The sequence below is a fragment of the Peptoniphilus lacydonensis genome (assembly GCF_900106515.1).
GTDB classification, from domain to species: domain Bacteria; phylum Bacillota; class Clostridia; order Tissierellales; family Peptoniphilaceae; genus Peptoniphilus_A; species Peptoniphilus_A lacydonensis.
Genome location: NZ_FNWF01000003.1, coordinates 660,207 through 677,751, shown reverse-complemented (window position 1 = coordinate 677,751; position 17,545 = coordinate 660,207). Strand labels below are relative to the sequence as shown.

15 protein-coding genes and 1 pseudogene are annotated in these 17,545 nt (G+C 28.4%); 12 read left to right on the top strand and 4 right to left on the bottom strand.

The annotated features are described in order from the left end of the window. The first annotated feature begins 198 nt into the window (after positions 1 to 198). The 7 genes and pseudogenes from BQ5450_RS04990 to BQ5450_RS04965 form a co-directional block, all read left to right on the top strand. Positions 199 to 867 carry an ABC transporter ATP-binding protein gene (locus tag BQ5450_RS04990; RefSeq protein ID WP_010242964.1) on the top strand — a complete coding sequence of 223 codons (669 nt, stop codon included), beginning with the start codon at positions 199 to 201 and terminating at the stop codon, positions 865 to 867. Next, positions 864 to 3,299 (top strand): ABC transporter permease, encoded by a 2,436-nt coding sequence (locus BQ5450_RS04985; protein WP_071126163.1) that lies wholly within the window; start codon positions 864 to 866, stop codon positions 3,297 to 3,299. Before BQ5450_RS04990 ends, BQ5450_RS04985 begins: the two co-directional genes overlap by 4 nt. A gap of 36 nt (positions 3,300 to 3,335) precedes the next feature. After that, positions 3,336 to 4,130: a helix-turn-helix domain-containing protein gene (locus BQ5450_RS04980; RefSeq protein ID WP_071126162.1), complete on the top strand. Its 795-nt coding sequence runs from the start codon at positions 3,336 to 3,338 to the stop codon at positions 4,128 to 4,130. Between the two features lie 407 nt (positions 4,131 to 4,537). Then, positions 4,538 to 5,134 (top strand): type IV toxin-antitoxin system AbiEi family antitoxin domain-containing protein, encoded by a 597-nt coding sequence (locus BQ5450_RS04975; RefSeq protein WP_071126161.1) that lies wholly within the window; start codon positions 4,538 to 4,540, stop codon positions 5,132 to 5,134. Beyond that, positions 5,131 to 5,346 (top strand): hypothetical protein, encoded by a 216-nt coding sequence (locus BQ5450_RS09310; RefSeq protein WP_234346996.1) that lies wholly within the window; start codon positions 5,131 to 5,133, stop codon positions 5,344 to 5,346. The genes BQ5450_RS04975 and BQ5450_RS09310 overlap by 4 nt, the downstream gene beginning before the upstream one ends. Further along, positions 5,342 to 5,968 (top strand): nucleotidyl transferase AbiEii/AbiGii toxin family protein, encoded by a 627-nt coding sequence (locus tag BQ5450_RS04970; protein WP_324609662.1) that lies wholly within the window; start codon positions 5,342 to 5,344, stop codon positions 5,966 to 5,968. Before BQ5450_RS09310 ends, BQ5450_RS04970 begins: the two co-directional genes overlap by 5 nt. A 202-nt stretch (positions 5,969 to 6,170) precedes the next feature. Continuing rightward, positions 6,171 to 6,359, top strand: a pseudogene (locus BQ5450_RS04965) (toprim domain-containing protein); the annotation flags it as partial. A 197-nt stretch (positions 6,360 to 6,556) separates the two neighbouring features. On the opposite strand, the gene BQ5450_RS04960 reads toward BQ5450_RS04965, so the two are convergent. Then, on the bottom strand, positions 6,557 to 7,984 hold the full coding sequence (locus tag BQ5450_RS04960; protein ID WP_071126160.1) for a leucyl aminopeptidase: 1,428 nt from the start codon (positions 7,982 to 7,984) through the stop codon (positions 6,557 to 6,559). A 155-nt stretch (positions 7,985 to 8,139) separates the two neighbouring features. Continuing rightward, on the bottom strand, positions 8,140 to 8,724 hold the full coding sequence (locus BQ5450_RS04955; RefSeq protein WP_071126159.1) for a CAP domain-containing protein: 585 nt from the start codon (positions 8,722 to 8,724) through the stop codon (positions 8,140 to 8,142). Positions 8,725 to 9,192: 468 nt separating this feature from the next. Here BQ5450_RS04955 and BQ5450_RS04950 point away from each other — a divergent pair, with 468 nt between their 5' ends. From BQ5450_RS04950 to BQ5450_RS04935, 4 genes are all read left to right on the top strand, one after another. After that, positions 9,193 to 10,092, top strand: coding sequence for a DMT family transporter (locus tag BQ5450_RS04950; RefSeq protein ID WP_010242948.1), 900 nt, complete (start codon positions 9,193 to 9,195; stop codon positions 10,090 to 10,092). A gap of 83 nt (positions 10,093 to 10,175) precedes the next feature. Then, on the top strand, positions 10,176 to 10,802 hold the full coding sequence (locus BQ5450_RS04945) for a cytidylate kinase-like family protein (RefSeq protein WP_071126158.1): 627 nt from the start codon (positions 10,176 to 10,178) through the stop codon (positions 10,800 to 10,802). Between the two features lie 96 nt (positions 10,803 to 10,898). Next, complete coding sequence (locus tag BQ5450_RS04940) at positions 10,899 to 11,369, top strand: pyridoxamine 5'-phosphate oxidase family protein (protein WP_010242944.1); 471 nt, start codon at positions 10,899 to 10,901, stop codon at positions 11,367 to 11,369. Between the two features lie 86 nt (positions 11,370 to 11,455). Next, positions 11,456 to 12,535 (top strand): enoyl-CoA hydratase/isomerase family protein, encoded by a 1,080-nt coding sequence (locus BQ5450_RS04935; RefSeq protein ID WP_010242942.1) that lies wholly within the window; start codon positions 11,456 to 11,458, stop codon positions 12,533 to 12,535. Positions 12,536 to 12,723: 188 nt separating this feature from the next. Here the strand turns inward: BQ5450_RS04935 and BQ5450_RS04930 are convergent, their stop codons facing one another. Next, positions 12,724 to 13,344, bottom strand: a complete 621-nt coding sequence (locus tag BQ5450_RS04930; protein ID WP_010242940.1) for a DUF4230 domain-containing protein — start codon at positions 13,342 to 13,344, stop codon at positions 12,724 to 12,726. A 152-nt stretch (positions 13,345 to 13,496) separates the two neighbouring features. Between BQ5450_RS04930 and BQ5450_RS04925 the strand changes: the two genes are divergently transcribed. Next, the gene (locus tag BQ5450_RS04925) at positions 13,497 to 14,849 is read left to right on the top strand and encodes a hemolysin family protein (protein WP_071126157.1); all 1,353 of its coding nucleotides are present in this window, start codon (positions 13,497 to 13,499) and stop codon (positions 14,847 to 14,849) included. A gap of 340 nt (positions 14,850 to 15,189) precedes the next feature. On the opposite strand, the gene BQ5450_RS04920 is transcribed toward BQ5450_RS04925, so the two are convergent. Then, positions 15,190 to 17,511 carry a bifunctional dihydroorotate dehydrogenase B NAD binding subunit/NADPH-dependent glutamate synthase gene (locus tag BQ5450_RS04920; protein ID WP_071126156.1) on the bottom strand — a complete coding sequence of 774 codons (2,322 nt, stop codon included), beginning with the start codon at positions 17,509 to 17,511 and terminating at the stop codon, positions 15,190 to 15,192. Positions 17,512 to 17,545: the final 34 nt, after the last annotated feature.

Genomic DNA, 17,545 nt, shown 5'->3' with positions numbered 1-17,545 from the left:
GGAGGTTTTTAGCATATAGAAAATAATTGTAATTATATGAATATCGTTGAATAAGCTGGAATGAAAGTTGGTAGAATCAGTAAAAAGCAAAGATGCAACTAAAATGCAATCAGTAGTTGCGAAAGTGTAATCTTAAAGTTATAGACTGGAAAGAAAAAAATAATAAACTCTAAATATGAAAAGGGAGGTTTTATACAGATGGAAATTTTAAGAACAAACAATTTGTGTAAATTATACGATTCTAAATTAAGCTCTGGAGAAATCATAAGTAATGTAAACTTAAATATTGAAGAGGGAGAGTTTATAGCAATAAAGGGAGAAAGTGGATCAGGGAAAACAACATTATTAAATTTGTTAGCTGGATTTTTAAAACCAACTAAAGGTGAAGTATTCATTAGTAATCAATGCTTAAATGAAATGAATGAATCTCAGAAAGCTATTTTTAGAAGAGAAAATATAGGTTTTATATTTCAAAACTATGATTTACTACAGGAACTTACAGCGTTAGAAAATGTTATGTTGCCATTATTAATCAATGGTATTAAAAATAAGGACGCTATGATAGAGGCAAAAAAATTTATATCCTATATAGGATTAGAAAAGTATATTTCATATATTCCAAAAGAGTTATCTGGTGGTCAGCAACAAAGGATTGCAATTGCTAGAGCTATAGTAAATAGACCAAAAATTATTTTTGCAGATGAACCAACAGGAAATTTAGACAGTAAAAGCAAAAAAATAATTCTAGAAATATTTCAAAATATAAACCGAGAATTAGGCACGACAATATTGATGGTTACACACTCTAATCAAGATATGGAATATGCAAGTAAGGTTATTACAATAAAAGACGGGAAGATAGAATGAATGAAGTATTATTTTATTTAAAAAGGAAGATGAGAAAAAATATTACAAGAAATATTTTATCAATAGCCTCAATAGCTTTAGCTATCATGATTTTTGTTACAACAATAATTTGCGCTGCTTCTACTAAAAATTATTATAACAACTATATTGGTAATAGAGCCTCTGGAACAGATTTAATAATCGAATTAAATGGTGGAGAAAATGATTTAGGCTTAAAAAATAAGTTACAAAATAATAAAGCGATAAAATCAATAATTAGTTATTCAGAAATGGAGAAGAATGTAGAGTTAAAAGATAAAATAGCAACTATATTATTAATAGGAACTAACCCTAAGATTGAGGTAAATAATGGAATCCTATCTGTAGTAGATGGAACTTTACCTGAGAAAAATGAATGTATGATAACAGAATTATTGCGTGATGATTATAAACTATCAATTGGAGATAGTATAAAAATACAAGCAGGCGGTGGCGAAAAAGAATACTTAATATCTGGAATCTTAAAAAATAGTGGAACAGTTATGAAACATTCTTTTTCGTGCATTGTAATTGACCAAGAATTGAATAATGTAATAAGTACAAAAGAATATAGAGTAAATTTATTTAAAAAAACTCAAGTTGAAGAATCGATAAAAAATATTAGCTCTACAATTGGAAGTAAGTACAAAATAGAAGAATCAAGATACAAATCTACGTCTTTTGATAAGGAATTGAATATATTTTTTAATCTTTTTTATATCGTTTCAGCTATAATTATGATATTAGCTTATTATTTAACTTGGATTACAATAGGTTTTTATATTAAAAAAATGAGAAACGACATAGCCATACTAAAAGTATTAGGAACTAGGAAAAGGAATTTATTTTTTATAGTAGGTGGGATTGGAGTATTTATAACATTAATAGGCGTGCTTTCAGGGATATTCTTTGGAATAATAAGTTCTAAGATAATTTTAAATATTATTGGCGGATTATTAAAGGTAGATAAAATACCGTATCTGTTTCCGTATATAGGAATATTTTGGGGAAGTGTAATAGTTGTTTTTATAGGATTTATAACATCTATTATGCTGGGTAAAAAATACTTAAATGAGAGTATTGCAGATGGATTAAATGAAAGAGAAACAATAAGTACGAAAAAAGTCAGTGATAAAAAGATATATTTTTTAATTATTGGTTTTGTTTTGGGAATGAACTTAATATTTAACCATCTTCCTTTCAAACCATATGAAATAATTTTAAGGATAGTTAGTGTTGTTCTTTTGGTAATATCTATTACAAAAATATTCTTAGAAATATTTATAAAGAGAATAATAGGCAATAAATATTTCATAGATAACTGTAATGGTTTGTTAATAAAAAATAATTTTAGTAATAATAAAAATCGAGTTCAAAAAGTGGTAATTCTCACAACATTAATAGTAACATTAGCATTAGGAATGGCGGCTACAGGGAATCAATTTAACAAATTGATAGATAATTTATTGAACTATTCATATTTTGGAGATGTAGTTTTAAATGCTAATTCAGATTCAACCGTTACAAACATGAATTTGGAAAATACAAGAAAAACAAATATGGTTGAAGAAGTATATCCTTTATATCAAAGATACATTGACTATAAAGGTATGGAAATACAAGTTAATGGATATGTAATTGATGATAGAATGGAAAGTCAACTAAAAAGGTATTTGAATTTAAATAATGAAGATCTAAAAAATGTTAAGAATACAAATACTTTGTTGGCTTCGGAACTTGTATTACAAAAAAATGGCTTAAAAATTGGAGATACAATAAAAATTGGGAAAAAAGATTTTGAAATTAAAGGAAGTTATAAATCAGTGATTAATGATGGAAAGTCATTAATTTTGAGTAAAGAAGGTTTTTTGTCAGCTGATGAAAGATATAAGATTAGAAGTGCTAATATAATTTTAAAAAAAGGAAAGACCTTTGAAAATTTTATAAATTCATTTCAACAAATAGATAAGGATTCTAATATATCAATAAGAAGTGTGAATCAAGCGAAGACATACGAGGAAAAAATTGATAAGCAGTTTATGTATATTTTAGATAGTGTAGTAATATTTATTTTACTATCAGGAATATTAATTATCGTAAATTCTATTATTTCTGAAATAAAAGAAAATAATTATACTATGACAATTTTAAAAAGATTGGGATTTACAAAAAGACAAATTAAGAGCAATTATGTTTTTGACATATTAATAAAATCAATATTCTCATGTACATTGGCAGTATTATCTTCTATATTTTTAAATTGGATTTTCATAGATGGAATAAATTCAACTTTACATTGGGGATTGCTTTTTAAAATTGATTACAAATTTTTAATAATATCTTGGACTGTTTTAATTATATTAAATTTGGCAATTGAGTCATTGATTGTAAAAAAAATGTATGGGAAACTTTAAGATGATTTAATTGTAGTACAAAAGGAGAAAATATTGATGAATTTAGGAGAAAAAATTTATAAGTTAAGAAAAGAAAAAGGGATGTCACAAGAACTACTGGCAGAACGATTAGGAACTAGCAGGCAGGCTATAAGCAAGTGGGAAAATAATCAAGGTTATCCTGAAGTAGAAAAATTAATGATGTTATCAAATATTTTTGAGGTGAGTACCGATTATTTAATTAAAGAAGATAATGGAGAAGAGAATAAAAGCGGAGATGATAATTATTATGTCAGTAAAGAGAGTGGAGAAGGATATTTATTCTACAAAAGAAAAATAATAAAGTCAGAATCCATAGGTATAGGAATAATGATTTGTTCGCTTATACCATTTATTTTAAATAATAGTGAGACCTTCATCAATTATATCTTATCCGCGTGCATATTAATTATAGGAAGCATATTTTTTCTAAAGAAGAATATATATAAATCAAATTTAGATAGCTATAAAAAGTGGATTAATAAAAAGTTAATATTTGATCCAAATTATTATAAACAGTTAAAAGATGAGCTTAAAACAATTCAAGAAAAACAGCTAAGAGTAAAGTTGCCAATGATTATATTATTATTTATAGGAGTATTATTATGTATCTATGGAGATGAATTCGACACATCCAAAGGGGCTTTATTTAATTCACTAGGAGTTTTATTTATTGCATTTGCGGTGTCTATGTTTACTTACGTTGATTCTATAAATAGAGAGTATAAATTTTTAATAAATAATTTAGCCTATAGAAATAGTTTTATAATTCGTTTGAAAAATAAAGTAATAGAAATATTTAACAAAAATTAAAGAATGTTCTATTATATATAGATGACTATTTACACCAAAGTGTAGAAGTCCCCTTTTTTATTCTTAAAAACCAGAATTAGAGAGTAGAAAAAGGGGTATATTTATGAACTATAAAGATAAGATTAAAAAATATCTTGAAAATTCAGGATGAATTATAACATGTAAATATTGTAGAGAAAATAATGTACCTATTGTTTATCTTAGTAGATTATCAAAAGGAGTAGAACTTTTAAAAGTTAAAAGTGGAATTTATACTATGTAAAATTAGTCTGTTCATATTCTTCATATAAGGAGAAAGATATATACATTCTTTATGATATAAGATGAATGAGAAGTCAAAGGATTGAACTTATCTATCGTATACGATAAAATATATACGATAGATAAGTAAAGGTTGGTGAGTAAATATGATTAGAGATGAAAATGAAATTCTAAGTCTTATGAGGGAGAATAAGGGTATTTTATCAGCAGAAGAATTAGATAAACTTGGTATTAGTATAAGAAAACTTCAACAAATGGCTAAGGATAAAAAGGTTGAAAGGCTGGTAAGGGGCTTATATCTTCACCCAGAATTTGTAGAAGATCCCTATTACATTACTCAGTATAGGGCTCCTAAGGCAATTTTTTCCAATGAAACTGCCCTTTATCTCCATTCCCTAAGCGATGAAAATCCAGTAAAGATTGTAGCAACTATTCCCAGCGGATATAATAGCAGTCTTCTTAAGGATAAGGGATATAAATTTTATTACCTAAAAGAGGAACTATGGAAATTGGGTCAGGTGGAAATAACAAGCCCTTTTGGAAATAAGATTTGGGTTTATTCAAAAGAAAGAAGCTTGGCTGAAATGATGGCTAAAGTAGAAAGTGGAGATAGAAACTTACTAGTTAATGCTCTGAAAGCAGGCTTAGAGGCAGGAATTTTAAATAGCTTAGACTTAATTAAATATGCAGAAATCTTTGGGAGCAAGGAGCAGATGAGAAATTACATGGAGGTCCTTATATGATATTTAAAGATCCTAGACAATTAAAAGATACAATAAAAAACAAGGAAAAAGAATTAAAATTACCAGCCAACACCTTAATAAATTATTATATGATGGATTGTTTTATAGAGCGTTTATATCACAGTAAGTATAGAAAAAACTTCGTCATTAAAGGAGGCTTTTTAAATTCCTCTCTAATAGGCATTAACATGAGAAGCACCATGGAACATTGATACAACTGTAAAAGGTCTAGCAATAGATCAAAATAGTATAGAGAAAATTATAGAAGAAATACTATCTATAGAATTGGATGATAATATAAATTGGCATATAGAAAAAATTATAAATATTCATGAAATTGGAGAGTATGAAGATTTTAGGGTTACACTAATAGCTAATTTTTTTAATATGAAGGTAGCGGTAAAAATAGATATTACTACAGGAGATCTCATTATTCCTAGAGAAATAGATTATTCTTATCTGCCTATTTTCTCTGATGAGGAAATATATTTAAAAGCCTATCCAATTACTAGTATATTAGCTGAAAAGATAGAGAGTATTCTTGTAAGAAATATTTTAAACACAAGAGCTAGAGATTATTATGATGTATATACCTTATTAAAACTAAATCCCACTCTGGACATGGATAAATTGCTTGAAGCAGTAAAAGCAAAGGCAAAAGAGAGGGAAACTTTAGACTATTTTATAAATCGAAATATTTATATAGACGCCATAAAGGAAAGTGAAGATCTAAGAAATATTTGGAAAAATTATCAAAGAAAAAATGAATATGCTAAAAACATTTCATGGGAAGAAATACTAGCTTCTATAGAAACATTCAGACATAAAACTTAACTATCGTATAAAAAGAAGAATCTACGATAGAAAAGTATATGGTTCTTAAAATTTATATTAAAATCTAAAATAATTTGTGAAACTAAGAGAAGATAATAGTTTGTTAATAAAAAATAAATAAGTGATGTAGTAAAGACTATGATAAATTGCGAGCGAAGGAGAAATCTTTCGCTCTTTTTTTATAAAAAATTAAGGAGGAAAAATGAAATTAGTTATAGCAGAAAAACCAAGCGTTGCAATGTCAATAGCAAAGCTTATAGGAGCAAAGAACAAAAAAGATGGATATTATGAGGGAAATGATTATAGAGTATCTTGGTGTGTAGGTCATCTAGTTCAGATGGCAAATCCTGATAGTTATGATGAAAAATACAAAAAGTGGAGAATAGAAGAGCACATATTGAATTTATACCTAGATATAGAATATTACAGGATATAAAAAAGATTATTTTTATGGAACTTTTTTAGAGAAAACTTTTTTTAGAGTAAGCGAGCCCGTAAAAGTTAATAGATTTGCGGATGGAGAATACATACTAGTATTTGAATAGTCAAAAAAATATAAATAAAAAACAGACGAAAATCGTCTGCTTTTTAGCAATCTGTAGGATCTAGCAAGTTATTTAAGGTCTTTACGTGAACTCCCGTTGCTCTTTTTGGAAGGTAGTTTTCTGCTTTTGATTTGTATGCAGTTGCAGCTATATCAAGGTGTACCCAAGGTATATTTTCTTTAACGAAAGCTCCCACGAAAAGTCCTGCTGTTACTGAACCAGCACCATTGTTTGAAGTGTTTTTAATATCAGCAACTTCTGATTTATTTAATTTTTTGAAATCTTCATCATAAGGGAATGCCCAAATCTTTTCGCCAGAAATTTTCCCTGCTTCTTCTACATCTTTATAAAATTCTTCATTATTTGATACGGCACCAGTATAAACTTCTCCAAGAGCAGAAACAACTGCACCAGTAAGAGTAGCAAGGTCAATAATTTTCTTTGCACCAAGATCATTTGTAGCATAGTGAACTGCATCTGCTAGAGTAAGTCTTCCCTCTGCGTCTGTGTTATCAACTTCAATAGTTAGTCCTTTCATTGAATCAATAATATCTCCTGGTTTGTAAGATGTTCCAGAAATCATATTTTCACAAGCGGCGACAACTCCAACAACATTTACCTTTGCTTTATTTTTTGCTAGAGCATACATTGTTCCAATTACAGTTCCTGCTCCGCCCATGTCGCAGTGCATATAGTTTATTCCAGAGGCAGATTTAAGATTGTATCCGCCAGAATCATAAGTTAATCCCTTTCCGACTAGAGCAATTTTATCTGTGTTAGCATTGTTATATTCCATCACAATAAGTCTTGGTCTATTAGATGCACCTGCTGCAACTCTTAAGAATGCCTTCATGCCAATTTTTTCTATTTCATCTTCTTCGTAAATTTTTACATTTACTCCAACTTTTTCCAATTTTTCTTTTGTTATATTTGCAAGACTTTCTGGATATATTACATTGGCAGTTTCATTTACAAGATCTCTTGCTAGAAAAACTCCGTCCATAATATTTGTGATTTTTTCTAAGCCTTCTTGAAGTTTTTCTTTTGGACCATTAAAAGCTGAATAATTTACTGTGAGTTCAAAGTCTTCTTTTTTATCTTCTAGATCAGTCTTTTTTGTAAATTCATATTCACTTTGGCGAAGTCCTTCGTAAGAAGCCATGAGAGTTTTTCTGTTGCAAAGAGAAAGTTTTGGCATTTTGATTTCAACTTTATGTTCTTTGTTCTCTCTCAAGATATTTCCAAGTTTAAAGAAAATATTTCTAATATCTTCAAGACCAATTTCGTCTTCTCCAAGACCAATAAAAATATGAGAATCATCATTTAAAATTGGAAGATAAATCATTTCATTTAGTTTTCCAATAAATTTTTTATCCTCTAAAAATTTATTAAATTCTCCTTCAGCTTTTTCATTTTTTTTAAGGAAGTGGACTTTTAGTCCTCCTTCTTCGTACAAATTAAATTTAATCATAAATTCACCTCTACTACTATTATACAATAGATTAAAAAAACGTCTATTAATTAAGCACTTAAAAATAATATTGTGAAATATTATAATAAATTTTATTTATCAAATATAAAAAGTGAAAGTAAAAAAACTATAAATAAAATCTCTAGCCAATAATTTTATTTTACAGAGGTATCGAATACATAAACACTCACTTCATAAATTTTTCCATTTATATTTTTTCTAAGATATGCAAATCCACAATTTTTGGCATCTTTATTCAATAAATTTGCGTTGTGACCAGGGGAATTTTTCCACTCAGCAAGTGCTCTACCATTTACATTTTGTTGATTTTTAGTTTTTCCAAATTGAAATCTGCCATAAATATTTTCGCCAAGATTTGCATTTGCATTGGATGCGCTAATGTGGTTTATATTATTTTGTGTTATGTACTGATTGATCTCTTCTTCACATCTTTTTTGAGCAATCTCGACAAGCTTTCTATCTTCATTAACTTCTTTTAGACCAAGAGAAAATCTATAAGCATTCATCATATTTGTGAATTCAGTGGAATTTCCAATGAAGCCTTCTTCCAATTTGTTTTTTGTAGGTAAATTAATATTGTTTTCTTTTGTATTTGAAATAGGTATTGCATTTAATTCTTTAAGGGTCGAAGATATATTTTCATCTTTTGCATAAACATTTGCTGTAAAAAGAGATGTTACTAATAGAGAAATAGACAAAAGTTTCTTCAGATTTTTCATAATTCACCTCCTTAGAATTTTATTTAATGTGTATTAAAAGTTTATAGATTAATAGATAAATATTAAATAATATTTTTACAATATATTAACATAATCTATATAATATAAGATTTAAAATTTTGTGAAATCTTTTGCTCAACTAGATTATACCAAAAAATAGCTAAATATAAACAATAAAAGAATAAAATGAAAAATATATTTATGAAAATACACTAAACAAACATATAATATATAGATACATGCAAGAATTTGGTACTTTAAAATATAGAATACTTCGATACATGAACGTGTGTGGTACTTTAAAGGCATAAAAATATTTTGAAATAAAATTTAAATAAAAAACAAGAAATAAATTTTTATACATTATTGTTTTTGTAAGGTAAATTATGATATTATTGAATAAAAGAAACTAGCACCAATTTAGTTGATTATAATCTTCTGGATTGGTGTTTTTTTGGAGGTGTTTTGATGAGTAGAGAATTTAAATCTTCAATAATGTTATTTGTAACTTCAATAATTTGGGGACTTGCTTTTGTGGCACAGTCAGCTGGAATGGAATATTTGGGGCCTTTTACTTTTACTGCTGCAAGGTGTTTTGTTTCTGTTATTTTTTTGTATCTCACATATATATTATTTAAAAAAAAGTCAAAAACCTTTAGAGAAGAGAAGTTTGATATAAAGAAAACAGTCCAAGGTGGAATTGTGTGTGGAATTCTTTTTACTATTGGAATTAATTTGCAACAGACAGGACTCATTTACACCACTGCAGGCAAAGCTGGATTTTTGACAGTGCTCTATATAGTTTTTATTCCAATAATTGGATTTTTTAGAGGAAATAAAATAAGTAAAAAAATAAGATTTTGTATAATTTTTTCTATGACGGGGACTTATTTTTTATCTGTAAATGGTGGCTTTAGAATAAATAAAGGTGATATAATAATTATTTTTTCTGCAATAACTTTTGCATTACATATTTTATCACTTTCAAAATATTCAAGAGGAACAAATACAGTTTTAGTTTCGACTATTCAATTTGGAGTTTGTGGAATTATTTCTTTTGCTATGGCTTTCTTCTTAGAAGACATAAGTATGGAAAATATTTTAAAATCATACACAACTATTTTATATGCGGGGATTTTGTCCTCTGGAATTGGATTTACTTTACAGATACTTGCACTAAAAGATTTGGATCCAGTTATAGCATCTATGATAAGTTCCCTTGAATCAGTTTTTGGAGCTCTTTTCGGTTGGCTTATCTTATCTCAAAGAATGGACAAAAGAGAGATAATAGGTGCGACTATAATTTTTGTTTCTACACTTTTGGCACAGATACCAATAGAAAATTATTTAAAGAGAAGATTTGAATAAATTTTGAAAATTTTTCACAATAATTTAATATTAATTAAAAAATATTTCACACAGATAGTATATAATATTACAGAGGTGAAGATATGTCACTATTTGGAAAGATTTTTGAGAAGACGGACAAAAAGTTAATTACAATTGACGGCGAGTATGGCAGCGGTGCAAATGAAATTGCAAAAAAAGTTGCAGACAAGTTGCAGTATGAATTTTACGATGAGAAATTAATTGAGTTAATGAGCCTTGAGGGAAAACTTAAGCCTGAAGATATAAAAAAAGATGATTCCTTTTTACAGGGAACAATTTATGATTTGTATAGACAAAATTATTCATATTCACAGGAAGATATTGCTACAAATGATGCAGCTTTTTTGTTGGATTCAAGAACAATAAGAGAAATTGCAAAAAATAAAAAGGCAATAATCTTTGGCAAGTGCGGAGATTTTGTCTTGGAAGATTTCCCAAAACTATCTGTATTTATCTATGCTTCTAATGATTTTAAAGAAGAAAGAATTTTGAATACTTATAACGTGAAGAAAGAAAAGCTTGAGCTTAAAATGAATCGAGAAAATAACAGACGTGCAAATCATTATAGCAGGAATACTGGGAAAACGTGGGGAGAAATTTCAAATTATGATATTTGTATAAATTCTTCTGTTTTTGATTTTGAAAATATTGCAAATTTAATTGTAGATATGTCAAAAAACAAAAAATAATTATTTAGATCTCAACTTTTTGTTGGGATTTTTTTTAAAACTTTAATAAAGTGGACTAGTTTATTTTTATTTATTACAATATTGTTGAGGTGTATTATGAGAAGACGAGATAGAGAAGTAGAGGATATTAAGAAGATAGAAGAGATAGTTTCATCTGCTAGATTTATGCATCTTGGGTTATTTGATGGTGACTATCCTTATGTTGTCCCTTTGCATTATGGATACAAATTAAATGAAGAAAAATTTATTTTTTATATGCATAGTGCAAAGGAAGGTCACAAGTTAGATTGTATCAACAAAAATGAGAATGTTTTTGTGGAAATTGACAAAGACGAAAATATAATTACAGCAAATACTGCTTGTGGTCATGGCGCAGAATATGAATGTGTAATGTGTCGTGGAAAAGCTAGCATAGTTGAAGACATAGAGGAAAAAATAGAAGCTCTTGAAGTTTTAATGAAGGTGCAAACTGATAAAGAATTTAAAGTCACAGAAGAAATGACAAAGTCTGTTGTTGTAATAAAAGTTTTGGCAGAAGATATTTCTGCAAAAGTTAGAGTTAGATAGTTTTTAAATTTATAGAGGTTTATTTTATTTCTAATAAATTTAAGTAAATTATGATTTTAGATAAATGTTTTAAATATGGGGATAATATGATTAAAGATGATTTAATTAAAGAAGAGATAGTTGGAAATGTGGGTGTGATTTATTTAAATAGACCAGAAAAAATAAATGCACTTAATTTTCAGATGATTATAAAATTAAGAAATATACTAGAAAAATGGGAAAAAGATAAAAGAGTAAAGGCAATACTTTTTGATAGCAAGTCTGAAAAGGGGTTCTGTTCAGGAGGAGATTTAAAAGAACTTTATTATGATTTTGTAAATAATTTTGATTGTGATAAAAAAGATGGATTTTTTTCTAAGGAGTTTTCTCTCGATAAGTATATTGCAAATTACAAGAAACCTGTTGTAAGCCATTGGTATGGTGTTGTAATGGGCGGAGGGATCGGACTTAGTATTAATTCTGATTTAATAATATGTGAAGAAAATGTTAATTGGGCTATGCCAGAAACTGGTCTCGGTTTTGTACCAGATGTTGGAGTTTGCCATTATATATCGAAACTTCCTAAAGCTTTAGGACAGTATGTAGGTTTGTGTGGAGCAAGTTTAGAGTCTTATGATTTAATAAAATATAATTTAGCAGATGTTTGTGTAAATTCAAAGGATTATAAAAATATAGTAGAAAAACTTTTTGAGTTTTCCGAAATTTATAACGGAGAAGAATTAATAGAAAAAGTAAAAAAGGAGGCTGAAAAGTATGCAGTAGAATCTGAAAAATCTTTTTTAGATAAAAATATGGAAAAAATTGAAAAACATTTCTCTCACTCCAGTTTAAAAGAAATATTTGAAAATTTAGAAAAAAATTTAGAAGATAAATTTTTACAAGAAAGTTTTGAGAATTTAAAGAAAAAAGATCCCTTTATGCTTGCAACTCAGTTTGAAAAATATTTTGTTTGTAAAAGTTTAACTTATGAAGAAACTCTAAATTTAGATCTTAAAGTATTAAATTATGCAGTAGATACAAGATCTATGAACGAAGGAATAAAATCCAAAATTATAGAAAAGGGATATGAACCAAAATGGAAATGCAAGTCTTTAGACGATGTTTCTTTAGAAAAAGTAAAAAAATTACTTAAAGTAGAAGAAACTTATAGAGAAAGAAAGGATTAATATAAATTTAAAAGATGAGTACTATAAAGATGAACCTTATAGTGTTATCATTTAAGATTTATTCTTTTTTGGATTTACGATCTTGAAAGTTTTTTCGCTTCAATCAAAAGAATCTAATAATTAAAATAACCCTAAGTCACATAAAGACTTGGGGTTACTTTAATTATAAAATATTTAATTTTAAAAAATCAATTTAGTTTGCTGTCAGTTATAATTTGGATATTGTAATCTTTTAAAATAGTATCTGTTGAGAGTATATCTTCTATTGCTCTTTTTGCAGATGTATCCGCTTCTTTTAAAAGGCCTTTTTTAATTGCGTTTTTTTCAACTTCCTTCTTTTGATCCTTTGAAAAGTTGTTGTAATCTTCAATATCAATTCTATTAAAGATGGATTCACGCTCATCAAAAACTTTTAGAGAATCTTCAAAAATTTCATGACTCAAAATTTTTGTGGGAGGAATTTTTATTTTTATATTGTTATCATTTACGCTTACCTTAATTTTATCAAGATCAATTCCTGCATTTATAACTCCATCATAGGAAACGATAAATTTTTTAGAAGTAAAGGGAACTTTGTATCCATAAAAAGTATTTTGATTTTCAAATTCACCTACATTTGTGTAGTAATACTTAAGGGTTGTGAGTTCCTTAGCATTTACAAGTTTATTTTTTATAAGGGAAGAAGTTATAGTTGGTGTCATTTCTTTTTCCATATTTTTTTTGCCAACAGAAAAGGCTATTAAAAGTGCAACTATTAAAATCACAATCCTAAAATAAGGCTTCTTAAATATTTTTTTTAAGTTTTTCATTTAAAACCTCCAATTTCATGAATTTAATTTAAATATACCACAATAATTTTAATAAAAATAATAGAGTTAAACGTTGATTTAATCTAATTTATATTTTTAAAATTTTGTTTTCTTTGTTATAATAAGTTTAAAAGATAGAAAGGAAGATGTCAATGGACGATGGGGCCTTGTGGGCTAAACTTATTTTAATAGCAGTACTAACAGGAATTAATGCGTTTTTTGCTTCAGCTGAAATGGCAATGGTTTCAGTAAATCATAACAAAATAAAAGAGTTGGCAGAAGAAGGAGATAAGAAAGCAAAAATGCTTTTAGAAGTTTCTTCTGATCAGACTAGATTTCTATCAACAATACAAGTTGCAATAACTCTTTCTGGATTTTTCTCATCAGGATCTGCAGCGACAAGTATATCGCAAGTTTTTGGTAGATTTTTGAAGAATCAGGGCGTTACATATGGAACAACAGTTGCTTTTATTTTAGTGACTTTTTTGCTTTCATATATAACTCTTGTTTTAGGTGAACTTGTTCCAAAAAGAATTGCACTTCAAAATTCTGAGAAAGTTGCACTGAACTCAATTCAAGTTATTTCAGTTGCATCAAAAATATTTTATCCTTTTGTGAAATTATTATCCTTTTCAACAGTTTTTGTATTGAAGATGATGGGAAAATATTCTGAAGATGTAGAAGAAAAAATTTCAGAAGAAGAATTAAAAAGCTATATAAAAGTATCCACACAACAAGGTGTGATAAATTCTGCTGGCGAAGAGATGATTGTAAATATTATGGACTTCGACGATAAGCTAGCTTATGAAATAATGACACCTAGGACGTCTATTTACATGGTAGATTACGATGAATTTACTACAGAAACAGTTACAGAAATTTTAAAAAACGGTTATTCGAGAATGCCAGTATATAGAGAGAATACGGATAATATTCTCGGAACTGTTTATATAAAAGATTTATTTGTGGAGTATGCAAAAAATAATTACAGTTCTATAAATCTTGACAATTGCATAAAGTCACCTTATTATGTGCCAGAAACTAAAAAGATTGATATGTTGTTAAAAGAACTTCAAGCATCTAAAAATTATGTTGCGATTTTAATTGATGAATATGGTGGATTTTCTGGCATGGTAACAGTAGAAGATATAGTTGAAGAAATTGTTGGTGAAATTGAAGATGAGTATGATGATGAAAATCACAATATAGAAAAAATTGCCGAAAACGAATATATTGTAGATGGATCAATGGATATTGAAGATATAAATGATGGTTTGGGAACATCTTTATATTCAGAAAATCACGAAACTATTTCTGGGCTTATAATAGAAAAACTTGGATTTATTCCAGACGAAAATGAGAAAAAGAAATTTAGCGTAAAATCTTCAGGTTGTATTTTGACAGAACTTGCAGTTGCAGATAAGAGAATAATAAAGGCTAGCATAAAAGTAATACAAGAAGAGCAAAAAAAAGCGAAAAGAGAATATAAAGAATTTAATTCATAACATAAATAAAAAGTAGGAGTCATAAATGTGATGTGGCGCCTGTTTTTATTATATTTGGAATTTTTCATATTATAGAACTGAAGTTTTTAATCTCTCTAGTCACAAAATATGAATTATAAAATCTGTAATATTAATTATAATTTTGTAATTAGACTTATTAAAGTTATATTAATTTTATTAATAAATATTTCCTTTTTAAAATAGTATTTTATAGATAATAAAGATGTAATGCCATTTAATTTAAGATTAAAGGACACTACATCTTTTTGTGATTATAAAAATTTATTATCTCTCATTAGCTATTTTACAAATTATATATGCAATATCTAAGATTTTTATTTTATTTATTTCTCAAAAATTCGTCAATTGATTTTGCTGCATTTTTTCCTGCACCCATGGCAAGTATTACTGTGGCAGATCCAGTTACTGCATCTCCACCAGCAAAGATTTCTTTACGAGAAGTTTGAGATTCTTCATTTACAATTATTCCGCCCCATTTTTCTATGTCAAGATTTTTTGTAGTTGAAGAAATAAGTGGATTTGGATTTGTTCCAAGCGCCATTATTACAGTTTGGAAATTTTCTTTGTATTCGCTTCCCTTTATTGGAACGGGTCTTCTTCTTCCAGATGAATCAGGCTCTCCAAGTTCATTTCGAACACATTTAAGCGATTTTACCCATCCATCTTCATCGTCAATAATTTCTACTGGAGCAGTTAGCATTTCAAATTTAATGCCTTCTTCCTTTGCGTGGTGAACTTCTTCTGTTCTTGCAGGAAGTTCTTTTTCTGTTCTTCTGTAAACAATAGATACATCTGCACCAAGTCTTTTTGCAACTCTTGCAGCGTCCATTGCAACATTTCCGCCACCAACGACAGCAACTTTTTCTCCAACATTTACTGGTGTGTCATATTTTTCGTCAAAGGATCTCATTAGATTATTTCTTGTCAAAAATTCATTTGCAGAATAAACTCCATTTAAGTTTTCTCCAGGAATATTCATAAATTTAGGAAGTCCTGCACCAGATCCTATAAATACTGCTTCAAAACCTTCTTTTATTATGTCGTCAATTGTCATAGTTCTTCCAATGACAAAATTATTTTCAATTTTAACGCCAAGATTTTTAATATTTTCTACTTCATATTCCACAACTTCATCTGGGAGTCTAAATTCAGGAATACCATAAATTAAAACGCCGCCACTTTGTTGCAAAGCTTCAAAAATTGTCACATCATAGCCCATTTTTGCAAGTTCACCTGCACAAGTAAGTCCAGCGGGGCCAGCACCTATAATGGCAACTTTTTTATTTATTTTTCTTATTTCGGATGAATCTTTTATTTGATGGCGTCTTGCATAGTCTGCTGTAAATCTTTCGAGTTTACCTATAGAAACTGCATCGCCACGATTTGCAAGCACACATTTCTCTTCACATTGTGTTTCTTGTGGACAAACTCTTCCACAGACAGCGGGAAGGGAAGTGTATAGAGAAAGAACTTTGTAAGCTTCTTCGAAATTACCATTTGCAATTTCTTTTATAAAACCAGGTATATCAATTGAAACGGGACATCCATCAACACAGCCAGGTTTTTTACAATTTAAACATCTGCTAGATTCTTCTACAGCTTCTTCTGCAGTATATCCCAAACAAACTTCTTTAAAATTTTTATTTCTTTCGTCAGGGACTTGTTCCTTTATAGGTACTTTTTTAAATCTATCTTTTGCTTTTTTTATTACAAAGTTGTCGTGCTTTTCTCCTTCTAAGTTTTCGTCTTGCACAGATTTTTCTGCCAAGTGATCGGACACAGCAAGATCCATTGTGCAGTGGTGATCATAAATAGTTTTTGTCTTTTTGTTGTCGATATATTGTCTTTGCCTTTTCATTGCAGAATCAAAATCCACAAGGTGACCGTCAAATTCGGGCCCGTCAACGCAAGCAAATCTAGTCTTTCCGTCAATGCTAACACGACAAGCTCCACACATTCCAGTTCCATCCACCATAATTGGATTAAGAGAAACAGTCGTAGGAAGATTATATTTTTTTGTAGTTAAGCATACAAATTTCATCATAATCATTGGTCCAATGGAAACGATGTGGTCATATTTTTTATTTTCATTTTCAACTAAATCTATGATTTTGTCAGTTACCATTCCCTTGAAGCCATAACTTCCATCGTCTGTTGCTATGTATAAATTGTCGCAGACCGATTTTAATTCATCTTCCAAGATCACAAATTCTTTGGATTTTGCTCCAATTATAATGTCACAATTTAGTCCATTTTCTTTAAAGAATTTTGCTTGAGGGTAAACTGGTGCAGTTCCCACACCTCCGGCAACAAATAAGTATTTTTTATCTTTTAATTCTTTCGTATTCATTTCAAAGAAATCAGATGCATGACCGAGAGGACCAACAAAGTCTTTAAAGCTTTCACCTTCTTTAAAAGATACAATTTTTTTTGTTGATTCACCAGAAGCTTGCACAACTATTTGCACACTTCCTCGTTTAACATCGTAATCGGAAATTGTAAGAGGAATTCTCTCAGAATATTTATCGGCTATTAAAATAATAAACTGACCTGGTTTTGCAGAAGCTGCAATCTTAGGTGCATATATGTCAAATAAATAAATATTTGGCGCAAGTAATTCTTTTTTTAAAATTTTTGGCAAAATAATCACACTCCAAAAATATTATAGCATATTG